The sequence below is a fragment of the Sphingobium sp. SCG-1 genome (assembly GCF_002953135.1).
In the GTDB taxonomy this organism is placed as follows: Bacteria; Pseudomonadota; Alphaproteobacteria; order Sphingomonadales; family Sphingomonadaceae; genus Sphingobium.
Genome location: NZ_CP026372.1, coordinates 3,265,145 through 3,280,553, shown reverse-complemented (window position 1 = coordinate 3,280,553; position 15,409 = coordinate 3,265,145). Strand labels below are relative to the sequence as shown.

At 64.4% G+C, this 15,409-nt stretch carries 19 protein-coding genes; 13 read left to right on the top strand and 6 right to left on the bottom strand.

Translation table 11 applies throughout. The annotated features are described in order from the left end of the window. The 6 genes from C1T17_RS22005 to C1T17_RS15030 all read left to right on the top strand — a co-directional run bounded on the left by C1T17_RS22005 (position 1) and on the right by C1T17_RS15030 (position 5,293). A complete protein-coding gene (locus tag C1T17_RS22005; RefSeq protein ID WP_317617054.1) occupies positions 1–234 on the top strand; it encodes a hypothetical protein in 234 nt (77 codons plus the stop codon). Continuing rightward, entirely contained in the window at positions 222–398 is a 177-nt protein-coding gene (locus tag C1T17_RS22000) for a hypothetical protein (RefSeq protein ID WP_317617053.1), read from the top strand. The genes C1T17_RS22005 and C1T17_RS22000 overlap by 13 nt, the downstream gene beginning before the upstream one ends. Then, on the top strand, positions 399–2,618 hold the full coding sequence (locus tag C1T17_RS15045) for a phage tail protein (RefSeq protein WP_223262631.1): 2,220 nt from the start codon (positions 399–401) through the stop codon (positions 2,616–2,618). 15 nt (positions 2,619–2,633) lie between these two features. Then, on the top strand, positions 2,634–3,143 hold the full coding sequence (locus C1T17_RS15040) for a DUF2793 domain-containing protein (RefSeq protein ID WP_104954139.1): 510 nt from the start codon (positions 2,634–2,636) through the stop codon (positions 3,141–3,143). A gap of 221 nt (positions 3,144–3,364) precedes the next feature. Beyond that, positions 3,365–4,435 (top strand): OmpA family protein, encoded by a 1,071-nt coding sequence (locus tag C1T17_RS15035; protein WP_104954138.1) that lies wholly within the window; start codon positions 3,365–3,367, stop codon positions 4,433–4,435. A gap of 291 nt (positions 4,436–4,726) precedes the next feature. Further along, positions 4,727–5,293 carry a superoxide dismutase family protein gene (locus C1T17_RS15030; protein ID WP_104954137.1) on the top strand — a complete coding sequence of 189 codons (567 nt, stop codon included), beginning with the start codon at positions 4,727–4,729 and terminating at the stop codon, positions 5,291–5,293. A gap of 20 nt (positions 5,294–5,313) precedes the next feature. Here the strand turns inward: C1T17_RS15030 and thpR are convergent, their stop codons facing one another. Further along, positions 5,314–5,850: an RNA 2',3'-cyclic phosphodiesterase gene (thpR, locus tag C1T17_RS15025; RefSeq protein WP_104954136.1), complete on the bottom strand. Its 537-nt coding sequence runs from the start codon at positions 5,848–5,850 to the stop codon at positions 5,314–5,316. 294 nt (positions 5,851–6,144) lie between these two features. On the opposite strand from thpR, the gene C1T17_RS15020 reads away from it, so the two are divergent. Beyond that, positions 6,145–6,900 (top strand): Bax inhibitor-1/YccA family protein, encoded by a 756-nt coding sequence (locus tag C1T17_RS15020; protein WP_104954135.1) that lies wholly within the window; start codon positions 6,145–6,147, stop codon positions 6,898–6,900. A 343-nt stretch (positions 6,901–7,243) separates the two neighbouring features. Here C1T17_RS15020 and C1T17_RS15015 read toward each other — a convergent pair whose 3' ends face one another. Both C1T17_RS15015 and C1T17_RS15010 read right to left on the bottom strand, forming a co-directional pair. Then, positions 7,244–7,897 (bottom strand): hypothetical protein, encoded by a 654-nt coding sequence (locus C1T17_RS15015; protein WP_104954134.1) that lies wholly within the window; start codon positions 7,895–7,897, stop codon positions 7,244–7,246. 21 nt (positions 7,898–7,918) lie between these two features. Next, on the bottom strand, positions 7,919–8,224 hold the full coding sequence (locus C1T17_RS15010; RefSeq protein WP_104954133.1) for a hypothetical protein: 306 nt from the start codon (positions 8,222–8,224) through the stop codon (positions 7,919–7,921). A 181-nt stretch (positions 8,225–8,405) separates the two neighbouring features. On the opposite strand from C1T17_RS15010, the gene C1T17_RS15005 reads away from it, so the two are divergent. Further along, positions 8,406–8,606, top strand: a complete 201-nt coding sequence (locus C1T17_RS15005; protein ID WP_104954132.1) for a hypothetical protein — start codon at positions 8,406–8,408, stop codon at positions 8,604–8,606. 16 nt (positions 8,607–8,622) lie between these two features. Here C1T17_RS15005 and C1T17_RS15000 read toward each other — a convergent pair whose 3' ends face one another. Then, the gene (locus C1T17_RS15000; protein WP_104954131.1) at positions 8,623–9,873 is read right to left on the bottom strand and encodes an ATP-binding protein; all 1,251 of its coding nucleotides are present in this window, start codon (positions 9,871–9,873) and stop codon (positions 8,623–8,625) included. 48 nt (positions 9,874–9,921) lie between these two features. Here C1T17_RS15000 and C1T17_RS14995 point away from each other — a divergent pair, with 48 nt between their 5' ends. Genes C1T17_RS14995 through C1T17_RS14980 form a run of 4 tightly spaced genes read left to right on the top strand, consistent with a single transcriptional unit; the run spans position 9,922 to position 12,525 of the window. Further along, positions 9,922–10,347, top strand: coding sequence for a hypothetical protein (locus C1T17_RS14995; RefSeq protein WP_104954130.1), 426 nt, complete (start codon positions 9,922–9,924; stop codon positions 10,345–10,347). Between the two features lie 41 nt (positions 10,348–10,388). Continuing rightward, the gene (locus C1T17_RS14990) at positions 10,389–10,676 is read left to right on the top strand and encodes an HPr-rel-A system PqqD family peptide chaperone (RefSeq protein ID WP_223262630.1); all 288 of its coding nucleotides are present in this window, start codon (positions 10,389–10,391) and stop codon (positions 10,674–10,676) included. Next, positions 10,673–11,536, top strand: a complete 864-nt coding sequence (locus C1T17_RS14985; RefSeq protein WP_104954129.1) for an HprK-related kinase A — start codon at positions 10,673–10,675, stop codon at positions 11,534–11,536. Before C1T17_RS14990 ends, C1T17_RS14985 begins: the two co-directional genes overlap by 4 nt. Continuing rightward, the gene (locus tag C1T17_RS14980) at positions 11,533–12,525 is read left to right on the top strand and encodes a nucleotidyltransferase family protein (RefSeq protein WP_104954128.1); all 993 of its coding nucleotides are present in this window, start codon (positions 11,533–11,535) and stop codon (positions 12,523–12,525) included. The genes C1T17_RS14985 and C1T17_RS14980 overlap by 4 nt, the downstream gene beginning before the upstream one ends. On the opposite strand, the gene C1T17_RS14975 is transcribed toward C1T17_RS14980, so the two are convergent. Both C1T17_RS14975 and C1T17_RS14970 read right to left on the bottom strand, forming a co-directional pair. After that, entirely contained in the window at positions 12,522–13,292 is a 771-nt protein-coding gene (locus C1T17_RS14975; RefSeq protein WP_104954127.1) for an enoyl-CoA hydratase/isomerase family protein, read from the bottom strand. The two genes, C1T17_RS14980 and C1T17_RS14975, sit on opposite strands and share 4 nt — an antisense overlap. Next, positions 13,289–13,957 (bottom strand): HAD family hydrolase, encoded by a 669-nt coding sequence (locus tag C1T17_RS14970; protein ID WP_104955269.1) that lies wholly within the window; start codon positions 13,955–13,957, stop codon positions 13,289–13,291. The genes C1T17_RS14975 and C1T17_RS14970 overlap by 4 nt, the downstream gene beginning before the upstream one ends. 146 nt (positions 13,958–14,103) lie before the next feature. On the opposite strand from C1T17_RS14970, the gene glmU reads away from it, so the two are divergent. Then, complete coding sequence (glmU, locus tag C1T17_RS14965) at positions 14,104–15,408, top strand: bifunctional UDP-N-acetylglucosamine diphosphorylase/glucosamine-1-phosphate N-acetyltransferase GlmU (protein ID WP_411269242.1); 1,305 nt, start codon at positions 14,104–14,106, stop codon at positions 15,406–15,408. Position 15,409: the final 1 nt, after the last annotated feature.

Sequence of the window (15,409 nt, the reverse complement as noted above, 5' to 3'; positions counted from 1 at the left end):
ATGAAAAGATGTGAGAAGGTCGTGCGCGCAGCGCGTGCGGCGGTGGGGGCACCATTTCTTTTGCATGGGCGTGATGCGGGGACGGGGCTCGATTGCGTGGGGCTTGTGGCGTGCGCGTTGCGGAGTGCGGGGCATGAGGGCGCGGTGCCGGAGGATTATGCCCTGCGCGGCGGTGATGTGGCGCGGTTTTCCGGATGGCTGCGCTCGGCGGGCTGCGGAGGGTGCGGATATTGAAGACTGGCGATGTGGTGCTGGTGCGCGCGGGCGCGGTGCAGTTTCATTTGATGCTGAAGGTGCCAGGCGGGTTCGTGCATGCGCATGCGGGGTTGCGGCGGGTCGTCGAGATGCCGGGGGAGCCGCTTTGGCCGGTGGTGGGTGTGTGGCGGTGGGGGCGGTGATTGGCGTGGGGGCGGAGGCCCTCACCAATTGGGGCTAAGCGCCGAACGGGGGATTTTTATGGCGACATTGGTTTTGGGCGCGGTGGGGACTGTGCTGGGGGGCCGATTGGCGGCGCGATTGGCGCGCTGGCGGGGCGGGCGTTCGACTCTGCGGTGCTGCTGAAGCCCAAGGGGCGGCGCGGGCCGCGGTTGCAGGATTTGGCGGTGCAGACGTCGACTTATGGGAGCCAAATCCCCAAGCTGTTCGGGGCGATGCGCGTGGCGGGGACGGTGATCTGGGCGACCGATCTCCAGGAGACGAAGAACAAGAACGGCGGCGGCAAGGGGCAGCCTAGCGTCACGACCTATAGCTATTCGGCGAGTTTTGCGGTGGCCTTGTCGGCGCGTCGGGTGCTGTCGATCGGGCGGATTTGGGCCGATGGGAATTTGCTGCGCGGGGTGGCGGGCGACTTCAAGACGGAGCTTGGCGCATTCCGGCTGCATGATGGTGGGGCGGATCAGGCGGTCGATCCGCTTATGGCGGCGGCGGAGGGGATCGGCGTGACGCCTGCGCATCGCGGGATCGCCTACGCGGTGTTCGAGGATCTGGCGCTGGCGGATTTCGGCAATCGGATTCCCTCGCTGACGTTCGAAGTTGTGGCGGATACGGGAGAGGTTTCTACGGGGTCGATCGCGTCGGCATTGTCGGGCGGGGTGCTGAGCGGCGCTGGCGGCATGGTGTCGGGCTATGCGGCGAGCGGGGACGATGTGGCGAGCGCCTTGCAGCCGTTGGTCGAGGCGCAGGGGCTGGTGCTGGAGGGGTTGCGGCTCGATCATCCCGAGGCGGCGGAGATGGTGACGCAGGGCGCGCTGGCCGCGCGGATCAATGGGGGTGTGCTGGCGCCGGTGAAGGCGTCGCGCGATCCTGCCGCCGGTGTGCCGGTGCGGCTTTCGGTGCGGCATTATGAGCCGGAGCGGGACTATCAGGCGGGCGTGCAGACCGCTGTGCGGCCAGGGGTTGGGCGGGTTGCGGCTTCGGTCGAACTGCCTGCGGCGATCTCTGCAAGCGCTGCGAAAGGGCTGGCGCAGGCGCGGCTTGGCGATGCGTGGCGCGGGCGGTCTGGCATGGAAGTGATGTGCGGTTGGGATGCGCTGGTGCATCGGCCGGGGACGATCGTGACCGTCGAAGGCATTGCGGGGCTGTGGCGCGTGGCGGCGCGCGAGTGGGAGGCGATGGGCGTGCGGCTGGAGCTGCGCGGCTGGCGGAGCGGGAGCGCGGTTTCGGTGGAGGCTTCGGCGGGGAGCGTGGTGCGCGCTCCCGATGCGCCGCATGGGGCGACGGTGCTGATGATCGCGGACTTGCCGGTGCTGACCGACAGCGCGCCCGCCGAGCCTGTGGTCGTGGTGGCGGCTGCGGGGGCTTCGGCGGGGTGGCGCAGGGCCGCGCTGTTCACGGTGGAGGCGGGGAGCGGCGCGGTTGTGCCGTTCGGGCGGACGGCGCCTGCGGCGGTGATGGGCATCGTGGTGGTGCCGCCCGGGGAAGGGTCTTGTGCATCGTTCGACCTGGTTTCGTGGATGGATGTGCAACTTTTGTCAGCAGGCGACAGCCTTGCCGGTGCTGACGAGGCGGCGATGCTGCGGGGCACGAATATGTGTCTGGTGGGGCGGGAGTTGATCCAGTTCGGATCGGTGAGTGCGTTGGGATCGGGGCTGTTCCGGCTCCGGCGGCTGCTGCGCGGGCGGCGGGGGACGGACCATGCGATGGCGGATCATGCGGAGGGCGAGCCGTTTCTGCTACTCGATGCCGAGCGGCTGGCCGCGGTGCCGCAGCCGGGCGGGCATAGTCATGTGATCGCCGTAGGGATCGGCGACGCGACGCCTGCATCGGCCGAACGGGATATTGCCGGCGAGGCGCTGATGCCGTTGGTGCCCGTGCATCTGACCGTGGAGGCGGACGGTTCCGGTGGGCGAGAGGTACGCTGGATACGCCGGAGCCGCTCGGGCTGGGGATGGAGCGATGGCGTGGACGCGCCTCTGGGCGAGGAAGCGGAGCGGTATCGCGTCGAGGTGAGGACGGAGGAGACGGTGGTGCGCTCGGCCGAAGTGGTGGAGCCGCTCTGGACCTATGACGCGGCGATGGCGGCGGCGGATGGCGCGGCGGGATATGCCGGGGCTTTGTCGATCGCGGTGCGGCAGATCGGAACGCATCGGATCGGGCGGACGGCCACGATGGCGCTTTAGCTTAAGGAGAGAAGTATGGCTGAGGATCGGACGGATCGGCTGGGGCTGCCGCTGTTGATGGCAGGACAAGCGCAGAAGGAAGTCACGCATAACGAGGCGCTGGTGCGGTTGGACATCGCCGCCTGTGCTGCTGTGGAAAGTGCGGACGTCGCAGTGCCGCCCGGCGTGCCCCTGATAGGGCAGTGCTGGATCGTGGCGGCGGGGGCGAGTGCTGCCTGGTCGGGACATGAGGGCGATGTTGCGGGCTGGACGAGTGGCGGATGGCGCTTCGTCTCGCCGGTCTTGGGGATGGAGGTGTGGGTCGCGGATCGTGGTCATGCCATGCGCTGGGGCAGCGGCACCTGGAGCGATGGCGCGATACGCGCAGACGGCGTGTATCAAAACGGCGTGCGCGTGGTGGGTACGCAGGGCGACGCGATCGCCGCACCGGCAGGCGGCATCACGGTGGACGTGGAAAGCCGCGCCGCAATCAATGCGATCCTCGAAATGCTGCGCTTGCACGGTTTGATTGCTTCGACCCTGTGAAAAGCGCGGCTTTGCGGCACCGTTCCACAAAGCTAACAAAAAAATTCCACTAGGTAAAATCTCAGAGAAACCAAGGAATTTCAGTGATCTCCCAGGGCTGAGGCAGGTGTAAAACTGCGGCATTTTGGCAACAGTTCCGGCTTAAGCGCACTTGCCATGAAACTTTCGCGAGGGTAGACGGTTTCCGCAGTCCTTCGTGACCATTTTGAAAGGGGAATAATATGCGGAAGCTTGCCCTCGCAGCAGCGCTCGCTACCACCGCCTTGGCGACACCCGCCATGGCTCGTGATGACGCTTGGTACATCGGCGTTGATGCCGGTGCACTGATCGCTGAGGACGTAGACCTCAAGATCGTCAACACCGTCGCAACCGCCAACTACAACACCGGCTACGATGTCGATGGCGTGATCGGTTATGACTTCGGTCATTTCCGTCTTGAATCGGAAGTCGCGTTCAAGCGCGCCTACACCGACAACGTTGCGTACACCAACGGCTACAACAGCACGCGCGGCAACTTCCGTTCGTTGAGCTTCATGGTCAATGGCCTGCTCGACTTCGGTCCCGATGATGGCCTGCAGGGCTTCGTCGGCGGCGGCGCCGGTGTGGCTCGCACCTACCTCTACACGCTGACGACCGATGATTCGGACACCGGCTTCGCATGGCAGGCTCTGGCTGGCGTGCGCTATCCGCTGACCGACAAGCTCGACCTGTCGCTGAAGTATCGCTTCTACAATGCGGTCGATCTCGGCTACGTCACCAGCGTTCAGCCTGATCCGCGTTTTGCTCCGGCCGGCCGCGATGTCGACGCCAAGCTGCGTACGCACAGCCTGCTCGCAGGTCTGACCTACAACTTCGGCGAGCCGGCTGCTCCTCCGCCGCCCCCGCCGCCGCCCCCGCCGCCTCCTCCGCCCCCACCGCCTCCGCCGCCGCCGGCAGTGGAATGCACGCCTGGACCGTACATCGTGTTCTTTGAATGGGATAAGTCGAACATCACGCCTGATGCCGCGACCATTCTGGACAACGCGATCTCGGCCTACAGCAACTGCGGTTCGGCTCAGGTCATGCTTGCAGGTCACGCCGATAAGTCGGGTGCGCCCGCTTACAACGTCGGTCTGTCGCAGCGCCGCAACGATGCGGTCAAGGCATACCTCTCTTCGAAGGGTATTCCTGACGGCGTCATCACGTCCGAAGCGTTCGGTGAAAGCCGTCCCCGCGTCGAGACTGCCGATGGCGTTCGCGAACTGCAGAACCGTCGCGTGGAAATCACCTACGGCCCGGGTTCGGGTCAGTAAGGATTTTCACCGGCCTTTCGGGGCTGATGGAAAAGAGGGGCTGGTCGCGAGACCGGCCCCTTTCTTTTTTGCTGGTGCGAAGCTTTTTAGCCCTTGGATGCGGTGCCGAGGTGTCAAGGCGAGTAGATCGGGCCGTGTATAGCGCGGAACAATTGCCGCCGGACCATCATGACCTCTGTCTGACATCCTTCTGCCTATGGCGGCCTTTGATCTCTTGATGACAAATCCGTTCGGAAGCGCAACAAACCCGGCGCAGTCGCGTTGGTGCCGCATCAGTTCAGGAGTTCGATCATGAAAACCTTTGTCGCCATATCATCGCTTGCCATGATGGCTGGCCTGTCTGCCTGTGCAACATCGGGAGAAGGTGTCGCACCAGCTTCGGCATCGTCTACGGCGAGCGACGCCATGCCTTCGGTGAATGCGACCTTGCTGGGTGGTGATGGTGCGGCGCATGGCACGGCAAAGATCGTACAGACTAGCGATGGATTGCAGGTGTCGGTGGCAGCGACGGGCCTGACGCCGGGCGTTCACGCCGCGCATGTCCATACGACCGGAACATGCACTGCGCCGGATTTCACAAGCGCGGGCGGACATTGGAATCCCATGGCCAAGCAGCATGGGATGGAAAATCCGATGGGCAGCCATATGGGCGACATGCCAAACATGACCGTCGGCGCGGACGGCACGGGCACCCTGACTTATACGATCAAGGGTGCGACGTTGGCCGACGGTGCGGCGCCTCTGTTGGACGCTGATGGCGCGGCGGTGGTCGTTCATGCTGATCCGGACGATTATAAGAGTGACCCGGCGGGCAAGGCAGGTGGACGCGTCGCCTGTGGGGTGCTTAGCCGGACCTGAAATCTGCGGCCGTGCGCGTCCTAGCCGTTGAGCGGGTATCGTTCCGCCAGATGATAGACCGCGCCCTCGTGGCCCAGAGTGCTTTCATACAGGCCGAAGTCGCTAAGTGTGAAGGCGGCGCTGGTTAGCCCTGCATTGCGGGCGAGGTAGGCGTCAAGCGGCGGCGCGTCCCTGCCGAAACGGGCGAGAGTAATGTGCGGCAGATAGGCGCGGCCTTCGGGCGGGAGGCCGACGGAGACGCAGGCGCGGTCGACTTTCTTGTGCAATGCCGTAATGGCATCCTGCGGCGTCACTCCAGCCCATAAAGCGTCGGCACGGCCGCGCCTGCCGAATGCGCCAACGCCTTTCAGAGATAACGTCAGTGCGGGAGCGGTTACGCGACCAAGCCCCGCAGCAATGTCATTCGCCCTGTTATAATCGACGTCGCCGATGAAGCGCAGGGTGATGTGCAGTTGGTCGTCGTCCTGCCATCGTGCGCCGGGGAGGCCGTGCATGATCTCCTGCAGATGCTGGCGGACGGCGGCGGGGGGCCGGAGAGCGACAAAGAGGCGCGGCATGAGTGGAAGATAGACCAGGAGATTGCGCTGGGGAAGACGCCGGCTCGTGCTTCTGCCAACTTGGGTTGTCGTAGGACACGACTGCCAAAGCAGAGCGGGATGTCAGCAACCAGGGAGCCGGTGCATTCACCATCTAAGCGACTTTGCGTAATCAAAATATTGCTGAATTGTTTCCAGTCCATTTATTTATGCAATTCAGGGCGAAACATCCGGTTTTCCTTGAATATGCGGGTATCCATCCGATATTATGGAGCATGTCGGCACAATGGGCCGATCCAAAGGAGACGATTTACAATGGCTAACTGGTCTGACCCCCGGACGCCGGACACCGGCTTTCGCACGGGCTTCGGCGCTGGCGTAGAGACGCGTGGCGCTGCGTTCGACGCGGGGCTGCGGTCCTACATGCTGTCTGTTTACAACTATATGGCGAGTGGTGTCCTGCTGACAGGTATCGTCGCGCTGCTGTTTTCATGGGGTGGGCAGGCTTCGCCCGCGTACCAGATCATGGCAGGCCCCGGCATCCTGAAGTATGTCATCATGTTCTCGCCGCTCGTGTTCGTGATGGTGTTGAGCTTTGGCATCAACAAGCTGTCGACCGCCACGGCGCAGATGCTGTTCTGGGCCTACGCGGCTGTGATGGGGCTGTCGCTCTCGACGATCTTCCTGGTGTATACGGGCACGTCGATCGCGCAGACCTTCTTCGCGACGGCAGCGGCTTTCGCCGGGCTTAGCCTGTTCGGCTACACCACGAAGAAGGATCTGTCGGGCTTCGGCACGTTCCTTATCATGGGCGTCGTTGGCCTGATCGTGGCATCGCTGGTCAACATGTTCCTGAAGTCGAGCGTCATGGACCTCGCCATCAGCGCTATCGGTGTGCTGCTGTTCGCGGGCCTCACGGCTTACGATACGCAGAAGATCAAGAGCATGTACGCCTATGTCGCCGGCACGGACTTCATGGGCAAGTCGGTAGTGATGGGCGCGCTGACGCTCTATCTCGACTTCATCAACATGTTCATGTTCCTGCTGCGCTTTATGGGCAATCGCGACTGATCGTAGCGCCCCACACGACATCTGAACGAAGACCCGGCGGAGCGATCCGCCGGGTTTTTCTTTGGGGGCTTGGTCCTCTCCTCTTCCAAGTGGGAGAGGCGGCGAGGTTTGGCAGCTTGGGCCTCATCATAATGTGAGGGGCTGTGCGTTCTCGATGGGCGGCCCCCTCCGATCAGACGGCTCAGCCGCCAAGTTTTGCTGCCTCTCCCTCTAGGGAAGGGGTGTGGGTGACGGCTCGCGTGAGAAGTGGCTTGGGCAGGGCGATCTTCTGCCCACGTAAAAGGCACACAGAAAACCCGGCAGATCGCTCTGCCGGGTTTTCGTGTTCCACGCCTTCGGTGCGTTAGCGGGGCGATGATTCCTGATAGGTGCCGCCAGTGTAAAGACCGCGCTCGCGCGTGACCTGCTCGGTTGTATAGGGCACCGCGTTTTCATCGAAGCTTGTCCAGCCGCTCTGGCGATAGGCCGCGCCGCGGGTTTGTGCATCGACCGAGCGGTTGCGCTGGAGGACGGCCTCTGCCTCGGGCACGAGATCGTCGGGCACCTTGGCGCTGACCAGGGTGCCACCGCGCCGCACGCCTTCGGAATAGACATGCGCTTCGTCTTCGGAGTGACCGGCGTTCTTGAGCGCGCCGACGATGCTGCCCGTGGCAGCACCGCCTGCCGCGCCGATGCCTGCGCCTGCCGCCGTCGAAGCGAGCCAGCCCGCCGCCACGATCGGGCCAAGACCTGGGATCGCGAGCAGGCCAAGGCCCGCGAGCAGGCCGCCCGCGCCGCCGAGGAGCGCGCCGGTGCTAACGCCGCGCGTGACATCGCCATGATCGTTCACGCCGTCATGGTCACCGTCGTGGTGCTTGCCATGCTCGCCGTGGCGGCCTTCCGCGTTGTTGGCGATGATGCTGAGATCGTTGTGGTTAATGCCCAGGCGCTCCAGCTCCTCGACGGCATTGCGGGCGTCCGAATAATCGTCGAACAGGCGCGTGACAGTTTTCGACATCGCTTATCTCCTTGAGTACGGTTATTTCGTGGTGATGTTGCCCTTGTAGTCGAGCATCACGGTGGCTTTCTTGCCGCCCTTCATTGCGGTGGTGTACCAAAGACCATTGGCCTTCGTCAGCTTGCCGATGCCAGTATAGCCCGCCTTTTCGAAGCGACCGCGTGCCTGATCCTCGGTAAATGAGTTGGCACCCTTTGCCGCAGCGTTGATCGTGTGGGGCTTGCCGTCCTTGATGGCTGGGTTGTGGGAACCGGTCTGCGCGCTTTGCGCAAAGCCTGCGCTGGTGAGGCAGGCGGCGGCGGAAAATATCAAGATGTGGCGTTTCATGGTTCTCTCCTGACTGATGTGCGCCCAACGGCTGACCTCTTAAAAAGACGCAGGATTTTGCGGTAAGTTGTGGTGAAAACGGGCGAGTGGTGCGGGCGAACTCAAGGCATGGATTGATTGCCCGCCACATGATCTTTTTTCTCGTCTCACGCGTTGTGGGCTGTTTTCGGTGGAGGCGATTATGGCGGAGGACAAGAAGATCACGGACGGCCAGAATGAACGGGCAAGGGATGAGAGTATGGCGGGGACGGGGCCGGGAATCCCTGACGAAGCGGCCATTGCCGGCGTCGAGCGGCCGGAGCCGCCCAGCGACGAGGAAGTCGGGCGGGTAGCGCGAAAGATCGGCGCGCCAGTGCCGGAAGCCGAAGGCAAGCAGCCCTAGGTGGGGCCAGTCGCTGTTATGCTTCGGCCACGGGGATGAGAATGGTGATCGTCGTGCCCTTGCCGACGATGCTGGCGATGTCGAGGCGACCGCGATGGCGCTCCACGATGTGCTTGACGATGGCGAGGCCGAGGCCGGTGCCGCCCATCGCACGGCTGCGGCCGGAGTCGACGCGATAGAAACGCTCGGTGAGACGCGGCAGGTGGTCGGGCGCAATGCCCTCGCCCTCGTCGGTTACGGTGAGGCGCACCATGCCTGATGACCCTGGCCCAAGGTGGACGGTGATCGGCGTGCCGGGGCGGCCATATTTCGCGGCGTTGCCGACAAGATTGTGCAGCAGTTGCGAAAGTTGGGCGCGGTCGCCCTGTACGGCAGGCGTGCCGCCGTCGATCTGCGCAACGACATCCTTGCCGCGTTCGTCGTGTCCATCACGGAAGAAGGCCGCCACTTCTGAAGTCAGTTCGCGCAGGTCCACGGCGGCGTCGGGCGTGCGGTACTTCTCCGCTTCGATGCGAGAGAGTGACATCAGATCCTCGACAAGGCGCTGCATCCGGCGGGCTTCGCCATCCATGATCTTGAGGAAACGACCGCGCGTGTCCTTGTCCTCGCCAGCGATCGGATCGGTGAGGGTCTCGATGAAACCCAGGATCGCAGCGAGTGGCGTGCGCAATTCGTGGCTGGCGTTGGCGACGAAATCGACGCGCATCTTCTCCGCAGCGTAATTGCCGGTGCGGTCCATCAGATGCACGATGCGGCGGTTCTCGTTCGCGCCATAGCGGTCGGGTGAGGCGAGCGGCGCAATCCGCATCTCCCAACGCTGCTCGCGCGTGCCGAGGCCCACCAGATTGATCGAAATAGGTTCGGCGAGCGGGCCGGGGCTGGCGAGACGTTCAGCGGCGGCAGGGTGACGAATGGCGATGCGCGCGTCTTCACCGACGATATGCGTACCGAGCAGGCGCAGCGCAGCTCGATTGGCGCGAACGATCTTGCCGCGCGCCGCGACGAGAACCGGCTCGGTAATGCCTTCCAGTATCGCGTCAAAATCCGCGTTGGCGAGGATGTCGTTCGCTTCGCCGGGGGCGGGTATATCCAGTGTAGAGGCGGTCGGCGGGGGCGGGCGGTCGGCGAGGATGAAGAGAGCGAGCAGGCCCGCCGCTGCAGAGATCGCAGCGTTCTGCCAGAAGCCGCCGAACAGCAAAGTGCCTGCCGCACCCGCCGCTATGATTGCTATGGCGACGAGGATCTGAAGCAGGCTGGTGCGATTCATGGTTACTGGCCTAGATTATTCGCGCCATTGCTGCGATGGGTAATCGTCATGAGCGAGCGAGAAACAGAGGGGCGGTCGCCTTTGGATGAGCGAGGGGCGGACGCTACGCCCGCGACATCGCGTCGCCGCTTGCTGATTGGTGGAGCCGTGGCGGCGTCTGCGATTGTGTCGATCCGTCCCGCGCTGGCGCAGACGGCGGCTTCGGTGCTGAACTGTCAGGTGCCAGTGCCCGACCCTGCGCGTGCCACCAGCCTGATCGCGCCTGACGGTGCGTTGGTGCCAGCGGGGACCAAAGGCGCTTTTGCGGGACCGGCGCGGCCGTTCACTGGCGAAGAGGTGAAGGCGGCGCTGGGCGGGCGCTCGCTTCCGGGGGCGAGCTATGAGCAGAGCCGGGCCTATTTGAACTATATCCGCCGGTTGCAGTCGGGGACGAGCGGGTTCACCTGCTATGCCTCTTTGCAGATGCCGCGCTGAGGCACGGGCTTTTTTAACGCCGCCGTTGTAACATCCGCGACGTGACGGATTTCCTTCCCCAATATCGTGCCGAACGCGCCGATGCGATGATCGTTCGGGCGCTGGATGACATCATGCTGATCTATCATCGGCCTTCGGGGCAGACGCATATGGTGGCGAGCCCGGTGCCGGAGATATTGGCGGGGTTGGGGTCGGCGGCGATGACGGCTGGCGAGGTCGTGGCTGTACTCTCGACCCAGTTCGATATCGGTAATGCGGCAGAGGCTGTGCCCGCGATACAGGTGCATCTGGACGAGATGGCGGGGCTGGGGCTGGTGCGGCGGTCATGAGGCATACGATCAGCTTGCGGATCGGGCCTGCGAGTTTCCGCGTGGGATCGGCGTGGCGCGCGCCGATCGCGCAACTGGCGGAACTCTATCGGGGCTATCCGGAGCCTGAGGACGGCATTGCGGATTTCACTGTGCGGCTGGAGCCATCGCGGCCTTGGCGCAGGCTCGTGCGGCCTTCGGTGTTCATTACCGGCGATCATGGGCTGGCGGATGCCGCGCCGATGGCGCTGCGGCATGGGCTGCTGGCGGCGGAAATGGGGATGAATTTGCAGATGGCGCTGGGGTGGCGGCGGCATCTGCTGTTGCATGCGTCCTGCGTGGAGAAGGACGGACGGGCGCTGGTGATGACCGGCGAGTCCGGGTCGGGCAAGTCGACGCTGGCGGCGTTGTTGGGTGAGCGCGGCTGGCGGTTCATGGGGGACGAGTTCACGCTGCTGGACCTTTTGACGGGGGAGGCATTTGCCTTTCCGCGCTTGGTGTCTCTGAAGAATGCGGCGGTTGGTGTTATGGAGGCGGAAGTGGAGGCGGCGCGGTTTGGGCCGTTGCTGCTCGATACGGCTAAGGGGGATATCCGGCATCTCATGCCGCGCGGCGAGGCAGTGGCGCGGATGGGCGAAGGGGCTGTTCCGGCGCTGTTGCTTTTTCCGCGCTTTGGCTTTGCGGCGGATGTGCGGGATGTCGGGCCGGGTGAAGTGTTCATGCGGCTGACGCAGGCTTCCACAAATTACACGGCATTGCGGGAGGCCGGGTTCTCGACACTGAGCCGGTTCGTGGCGGACTTGCCTGCGCAGGCGATCGACTTTGCGAACGGCGATGAGGCGATTGCCTTGGTCGAGCGGTTGTGGGGGGAGCTAGGGTGAGTGCGGTGCTGCTCGTCCGTGCCTTACGCGACCCTGCGTCTGTGGCGGGCTTGTCGGGCGCTGCGTGGAATGGGTTGGTCGCGGCGGCACGGGCGGAGCGGCTGATCGGGACTTTGGCCTATCGGCTGGAGGGCATTGAGGTGCCCGATGCGGTGCGGCCGATCCTGGCCGATGCGCGGTTGGAGGCGGAGCGTGAGGCACGGCAGGCGCTGTGGGAAGCGGATCGGGCGCGGGTGGCGCTGGCGCATCTGGACGTGCCGGTCGTGCTGCTGAAAGGTACGGCCTATGTGGCAGCGGGGCTGGCGGCGGCGCGGGGGCGGTTTATCGGCGACCTCGATATATTGATGCCGCGCGACGCTTTGGATGCCGTGGAGGCGGCGCTGCTGGCGGCGGGTTGGGAATGGGTGAAGCCCGATCCCTATGACGACGCCTATTACCGGCAGTGGATGCATGAATTGCCGCCGCTTATCCATCGTGAGCGGGACCGGATGATCGATGTGCATCATACGATCCTGCCGCTAACGGCGCGGCAGACGCCGGACGCCGGGGCGCTGATTGCAGATAGCGTGGAGTTGCCGGACGGACTGCGGGTGCTCTCGCCTGAGGATCGGATCGTCCATGCGGCGGCGCATATGCTGGCGGATGGGGATTTGGCGGGGGGCTTGCGGAATTTGTGGGATATACACTGCCTGCTCGGCGAGTTGCCGGACGCAGCGGCGCTGGACCGGCGGGCGGCGCTGCATGGCTTGCGCGCGCATGTCGCGCAGGCGGTGCGGCTGGCGCGGCATGTGTATGGAGATGGCGCCCCGCTGCCGGTGGCGGATCGGCTGATTGTCGCTCGGTTGCTGGCGCGCAATGAATGGGGGCAGGAAACGCGCAAGGCGGTGCGGTTCGGGTTTTATCTGCGGTCGCACTGGCTGCGGATGCCGCCTGCGATGTTGATGCGGCACTTGTTCACGAAGTGGCGGAGGGGGCATCGGCCAGTTTAACTGTCCGACTTGCCGGAGGGGCGGCGGTTTCTGAAAGCGGAGACGCGTTCGGCAAATTCCCGACGGGCGAAGGCGTCGCGGAAGAGGGCGATGGTTTCCTCGTCATCGTCGGCCTGCCCGTCCAGAATGCGGTGGATGACGGTTTTGGTGGAGCGCACGGAATGTTGCGCGTTGGCGGCGATCGTCTGCGCTAGCGTCTCGGCGCGGGTGAGGGGGTCTTCGGCAATTTCCTCCACCAGGCCGATGGCGAGCGCTTCGGCGGCATCGATCAGCGCGGCGCTGTAGAGGAGGCGCTTGGCCTGGCCGGGGCCGACGAGATCGACGAGCAGCTTGGTGTCGAAGAGTGAATAAACGATGCCAAGCTTTGCAGGGGTGATGCCGAGGCGGGCGTGCGGCGCGGCGATACGGATGTCGCAGGCCATGGCTAGGCCGCAGCCGCCGCCTATGCAGTCGCCGTCGATGGCCGCGATGACGGGCTTGGGCGCATGGGCCAACCCTGCGTGACTGGCACGGATCGCGTTCTGGTTTGTGATGCGCCATTCTTCGCTCGTGCTGGATTCGGCAAACTCGCCGATGTCCGCGCCTGCGCAGAAAAGGCCCGGGGTGGCGGAAGTGAGGATCAGAACATTGACGCTGTCGTCCCTCATCGCCTGCTCGACCAGCGTGGGAAGCGTCGCCCACATCGCCTGTGTCATGGCATTGCGCTTGTCTGGGCGGTCGAATAGCAGACGTGCAATCGGGCCGTCCCGTTCGAGGCGGAGGCTCATGCGGGCCAGCTTTCCAGCGTCGGCAGCAGTTCGTCGAAATGATGAATGACGGCGTCCGCCTCCAGCGCTTCTACCGGGCCTTCGAGGAAGCCGAAGCTGACGGCGATGCTGGCGATACCGGCGTTGCGTGCGCCGGCTATGTCGTTGATCGTGTCGCCGATGAAGACGGTGCGGCCGCCGCCTGCGCGGGCGATCATTTCGTGGATAGGGGCCGGATCAGGCTTGGCGATGCCGACGGTATCGCCGCCGATGATCGTGGCGAAGCGGTCGGACAGGCCGATCTGCTCCATCAGCGGGATGGCGAAACGCTCCGCCTTGTTGGTGCAGATGGCGAGCTTTATGCCGCGCGATGCCAAGGCATCGAGCGCCGCGACGCAGCCGGGATAGGGGATGGAGTGGATCGCGAGGTTCTGCTGGTAATAATCGAGCAGCACGGGGAGGCGCTCGTCCAGTAACGCGGGCGTGCATTCCCCCGAAGCCGCCAGCGCCCGCTCCAGCATCACCCGCGCGCCTTTTCCCACAAACGGGCGGATCGCCTCGACCGGAAAAGCGGGGCGACCGATCTTCGTCACGGCATGGTTCACCGCCGCCGCGAGGTCTCCGCTGGTGTCGAGCAAGGTGCCGTCGAGGTCGAAGCCTACGATTTCGAAAGGAATGTCTGCCATGGGTGCTGCCCATGCCCGCTGCGCTGTGGCCATTGCAAGCCAAACATGGCAGAGGGTGAGCACAACCTCTTCGATCCGCAGGACATCCCCCGATCGTGACACGCCCTATCGCCGCCATCATCCTTGCCGCCGGGCAGGGGACTCGTATGAAATCCACGAAGCACAAGGTGCTGCATTCTGTTGCTGGGCGGCCGATGCTGCTGCACTTGCTGGCGAGTTTGTCGGAGCTGGCGCCGGAGCGGCAGGTCGTGGTGGTGGGCGCTGGACGCGAGCAGGTGGAGGCTGCGGTTGCCGGACATAATGTTGCGATTGCGGTGCAGAGCGAGCAGCTCGGCACGGGTCACGCTGTCGCGCAGGCGCATGATGCGCTGGCCGGGTTCGTGGGCGACGTGCTGATCCTCTATGGCGATGTGCCGCTGATCAGCAGCGCGACGATGCGGTCGCTGATCGAGCGGCTGAACCGGGGCGATGATCCGCGCGCGGTGGTGCTGGGGTTCCGCTCCGATGAAGGTGGCGCTTATGGGCGGATCATCGCGGACGGGCAGGGCATCATCGAGAAGATGGTCGAGTATAAGGACGCGACCGAAGCCGAGCGGGCAGTGACGCTGTTCAATTCGGGCCTGATGGCGACGCGATCCACGGACCTGTTCGTGCTGCTGGATCAGATCGGCAACGCCAATGCGGCGGGCGAATATTATCTGCCCGATATCATCATGTTGCCGGGGCAGAAGAGCGCCGTGGTGGAGACGGACTCGTTCGAGGTCGCTGGCGTCAACAGCCGGATCGAACTGGCGCAGGTCGAGGCGGCATGGCAGGCGCAGCGGCGGGTCGAGGCGATGCGGGAAGGTGTGACGCTGGTCGCTCCGGAGACGGTGTTCTTCGCGCATGATACGGTGCTGGGGCGTGACGTGCTGGTGGAGCCGCATGTCGTCTTCGGGCCGGGTGTGGTGGTTGAGGACGATGTCGTCATCCATGGCTTTTCGCATCTTGAGGGTGCCACGGTGCGCAGCGGGGCGGAGATCGGGCCTTATGCGCGGCTAAGGCCCGGTGCGGACATCGGTGTGAAGGCCAAGGTCGGCAATTTCGTCGAGGTGAAGAAGGCGACGCTGGGCGAGGGTGCGAAAGCTAACCACTTGTCCTATATCGGCGACGCGAACGTGGGCGCGGGCGCGAACATCGGGGCGGGGACGATTACCTGCAATTATGACGGGTTTTTGAAGTACCGCACGGAGATTGGCGCGGGGGCGTTTATTGGCTCGAACAGCGCGCTGGTCGCGCCGGTTTCGATTGGCGAGGGCGCAATCGTTGGCGCAGGATCGGTGGTGACGCGCGATGTGGCTGCGGGCGACCTGGCGGTGGCGCGGGGCAAGCAGGAAATGCGGTCCGGGTGGGCAACGAAGTTTCGAGAGAAGATGGCGGCCCTGAAGGCCGCTAAGAAGGCGGCGAAGTAAG

Bases quoted from the DNA above. Each gene is read 5' to 3' on its own strand.
- C1T17_RS22005 (WP_317617054.1), top strand. From the start codon at position 1: ATGAAAAGATGTGAGAAGGTCGTGCGCGCAGCGCGTGCGGCGGTGGGG.
- C1T17_RS15040 (WP_104954139.1), top strand. From the start codon at position 2,634: ATGGCTGAGGATCGGACGGATCGGCTGGGGCTGCCGCTGTTGATGGCA.
- C1T17_RS14985 (WP_104954129.1), top strand. From the start codon at position 10,673: ATGAGGCATACGATCAGCTTGCGGATCGGGCCTGCGAGTTTCCGCGTG.
- C1T17_RS15030 (WP_104954137.1), top strand. From the start codon at position 4,727: ATGAAAACCTTTGTCGCCATATCATCGCTTGCCATGATGGCTGGCCTG.
- C1T17_RS15005 (WP_104954132.1), top strand. From the start codon at position 8,406: ATGGCGGAGGACAAGAAGATCACGGACGGCCAGAATGAACGGGCAAGG.
- thpR (WP_104954136.1), bottom strand. From the start codon at position 5,850: ATGCCGCGCCTCTTTGTCGCTCTCCGGCCCCCCGCCGCCGTCCGCCAG.
- C1T17_RS14970 (WP_104955269.1), bottom strand. From the start codon at position 13,957: ATGGCAGACATTCCTTTCGAAATCGTAGGCTTCGACCTCGACGGCACC.
- C1T17_RS15020 (WP_104954135.1), top strand. From the start codon at position 6,145: ATGGCTAACTGGTCTGACCCCCGGACGCCGGACACCGGCTTTCGCACG.
- glmU (WP_411269242.1), top strand. From the start codon at position 14,104: ATGAAATCCACGAAGCACAAGGTGCTGCATTCTGTTGCTGGGCGGCCG.
- C1T17_RS14995 (WP_104954130.1), top strand. From the start codon at position 9,922: ATGAGCGAGCGAGAAACAGAGGGGCGGTCGCCTTTGGATGAGCGAGGG.
- C1T17_RS15035 (WP_104954138.1), top strand. From the start codon at position 3,365: ATGCGGAAGCTTGCCCTCGCAGCAGCGCTCGCTACCACCGCCTTGGCG.
- C1T17_RS15000 (WP_104954131.1), bottom strand. From the start codon at position 9,873: ATGAATCGCACCAGCCTGCTTCAGATCCTCGTCGCCATAGCAATCATA.
- C1T17_RS14975 (WP_104954127.1), bottom strand. From the start codon at position 13,292: ATGAGCCTCCGCCTCGAACGGGACGGCCCGATTGCACGTCTGCTATTC.
- C1T17_RS15010 (WP_104954133.1), bottom strand. From the start codon at position 8,224: ATGAAACGCCACATCTTGATATTTTCCGCCGCCGCCTGCCTCACCAGC.
- C1T17_RS15015 (WP_104954134.1), bottom strand. From the start codon at position 7,897: ATGTCGAAAACTGTCACGCGCCTGTTCGACGATTATTCGGACGCCCGC.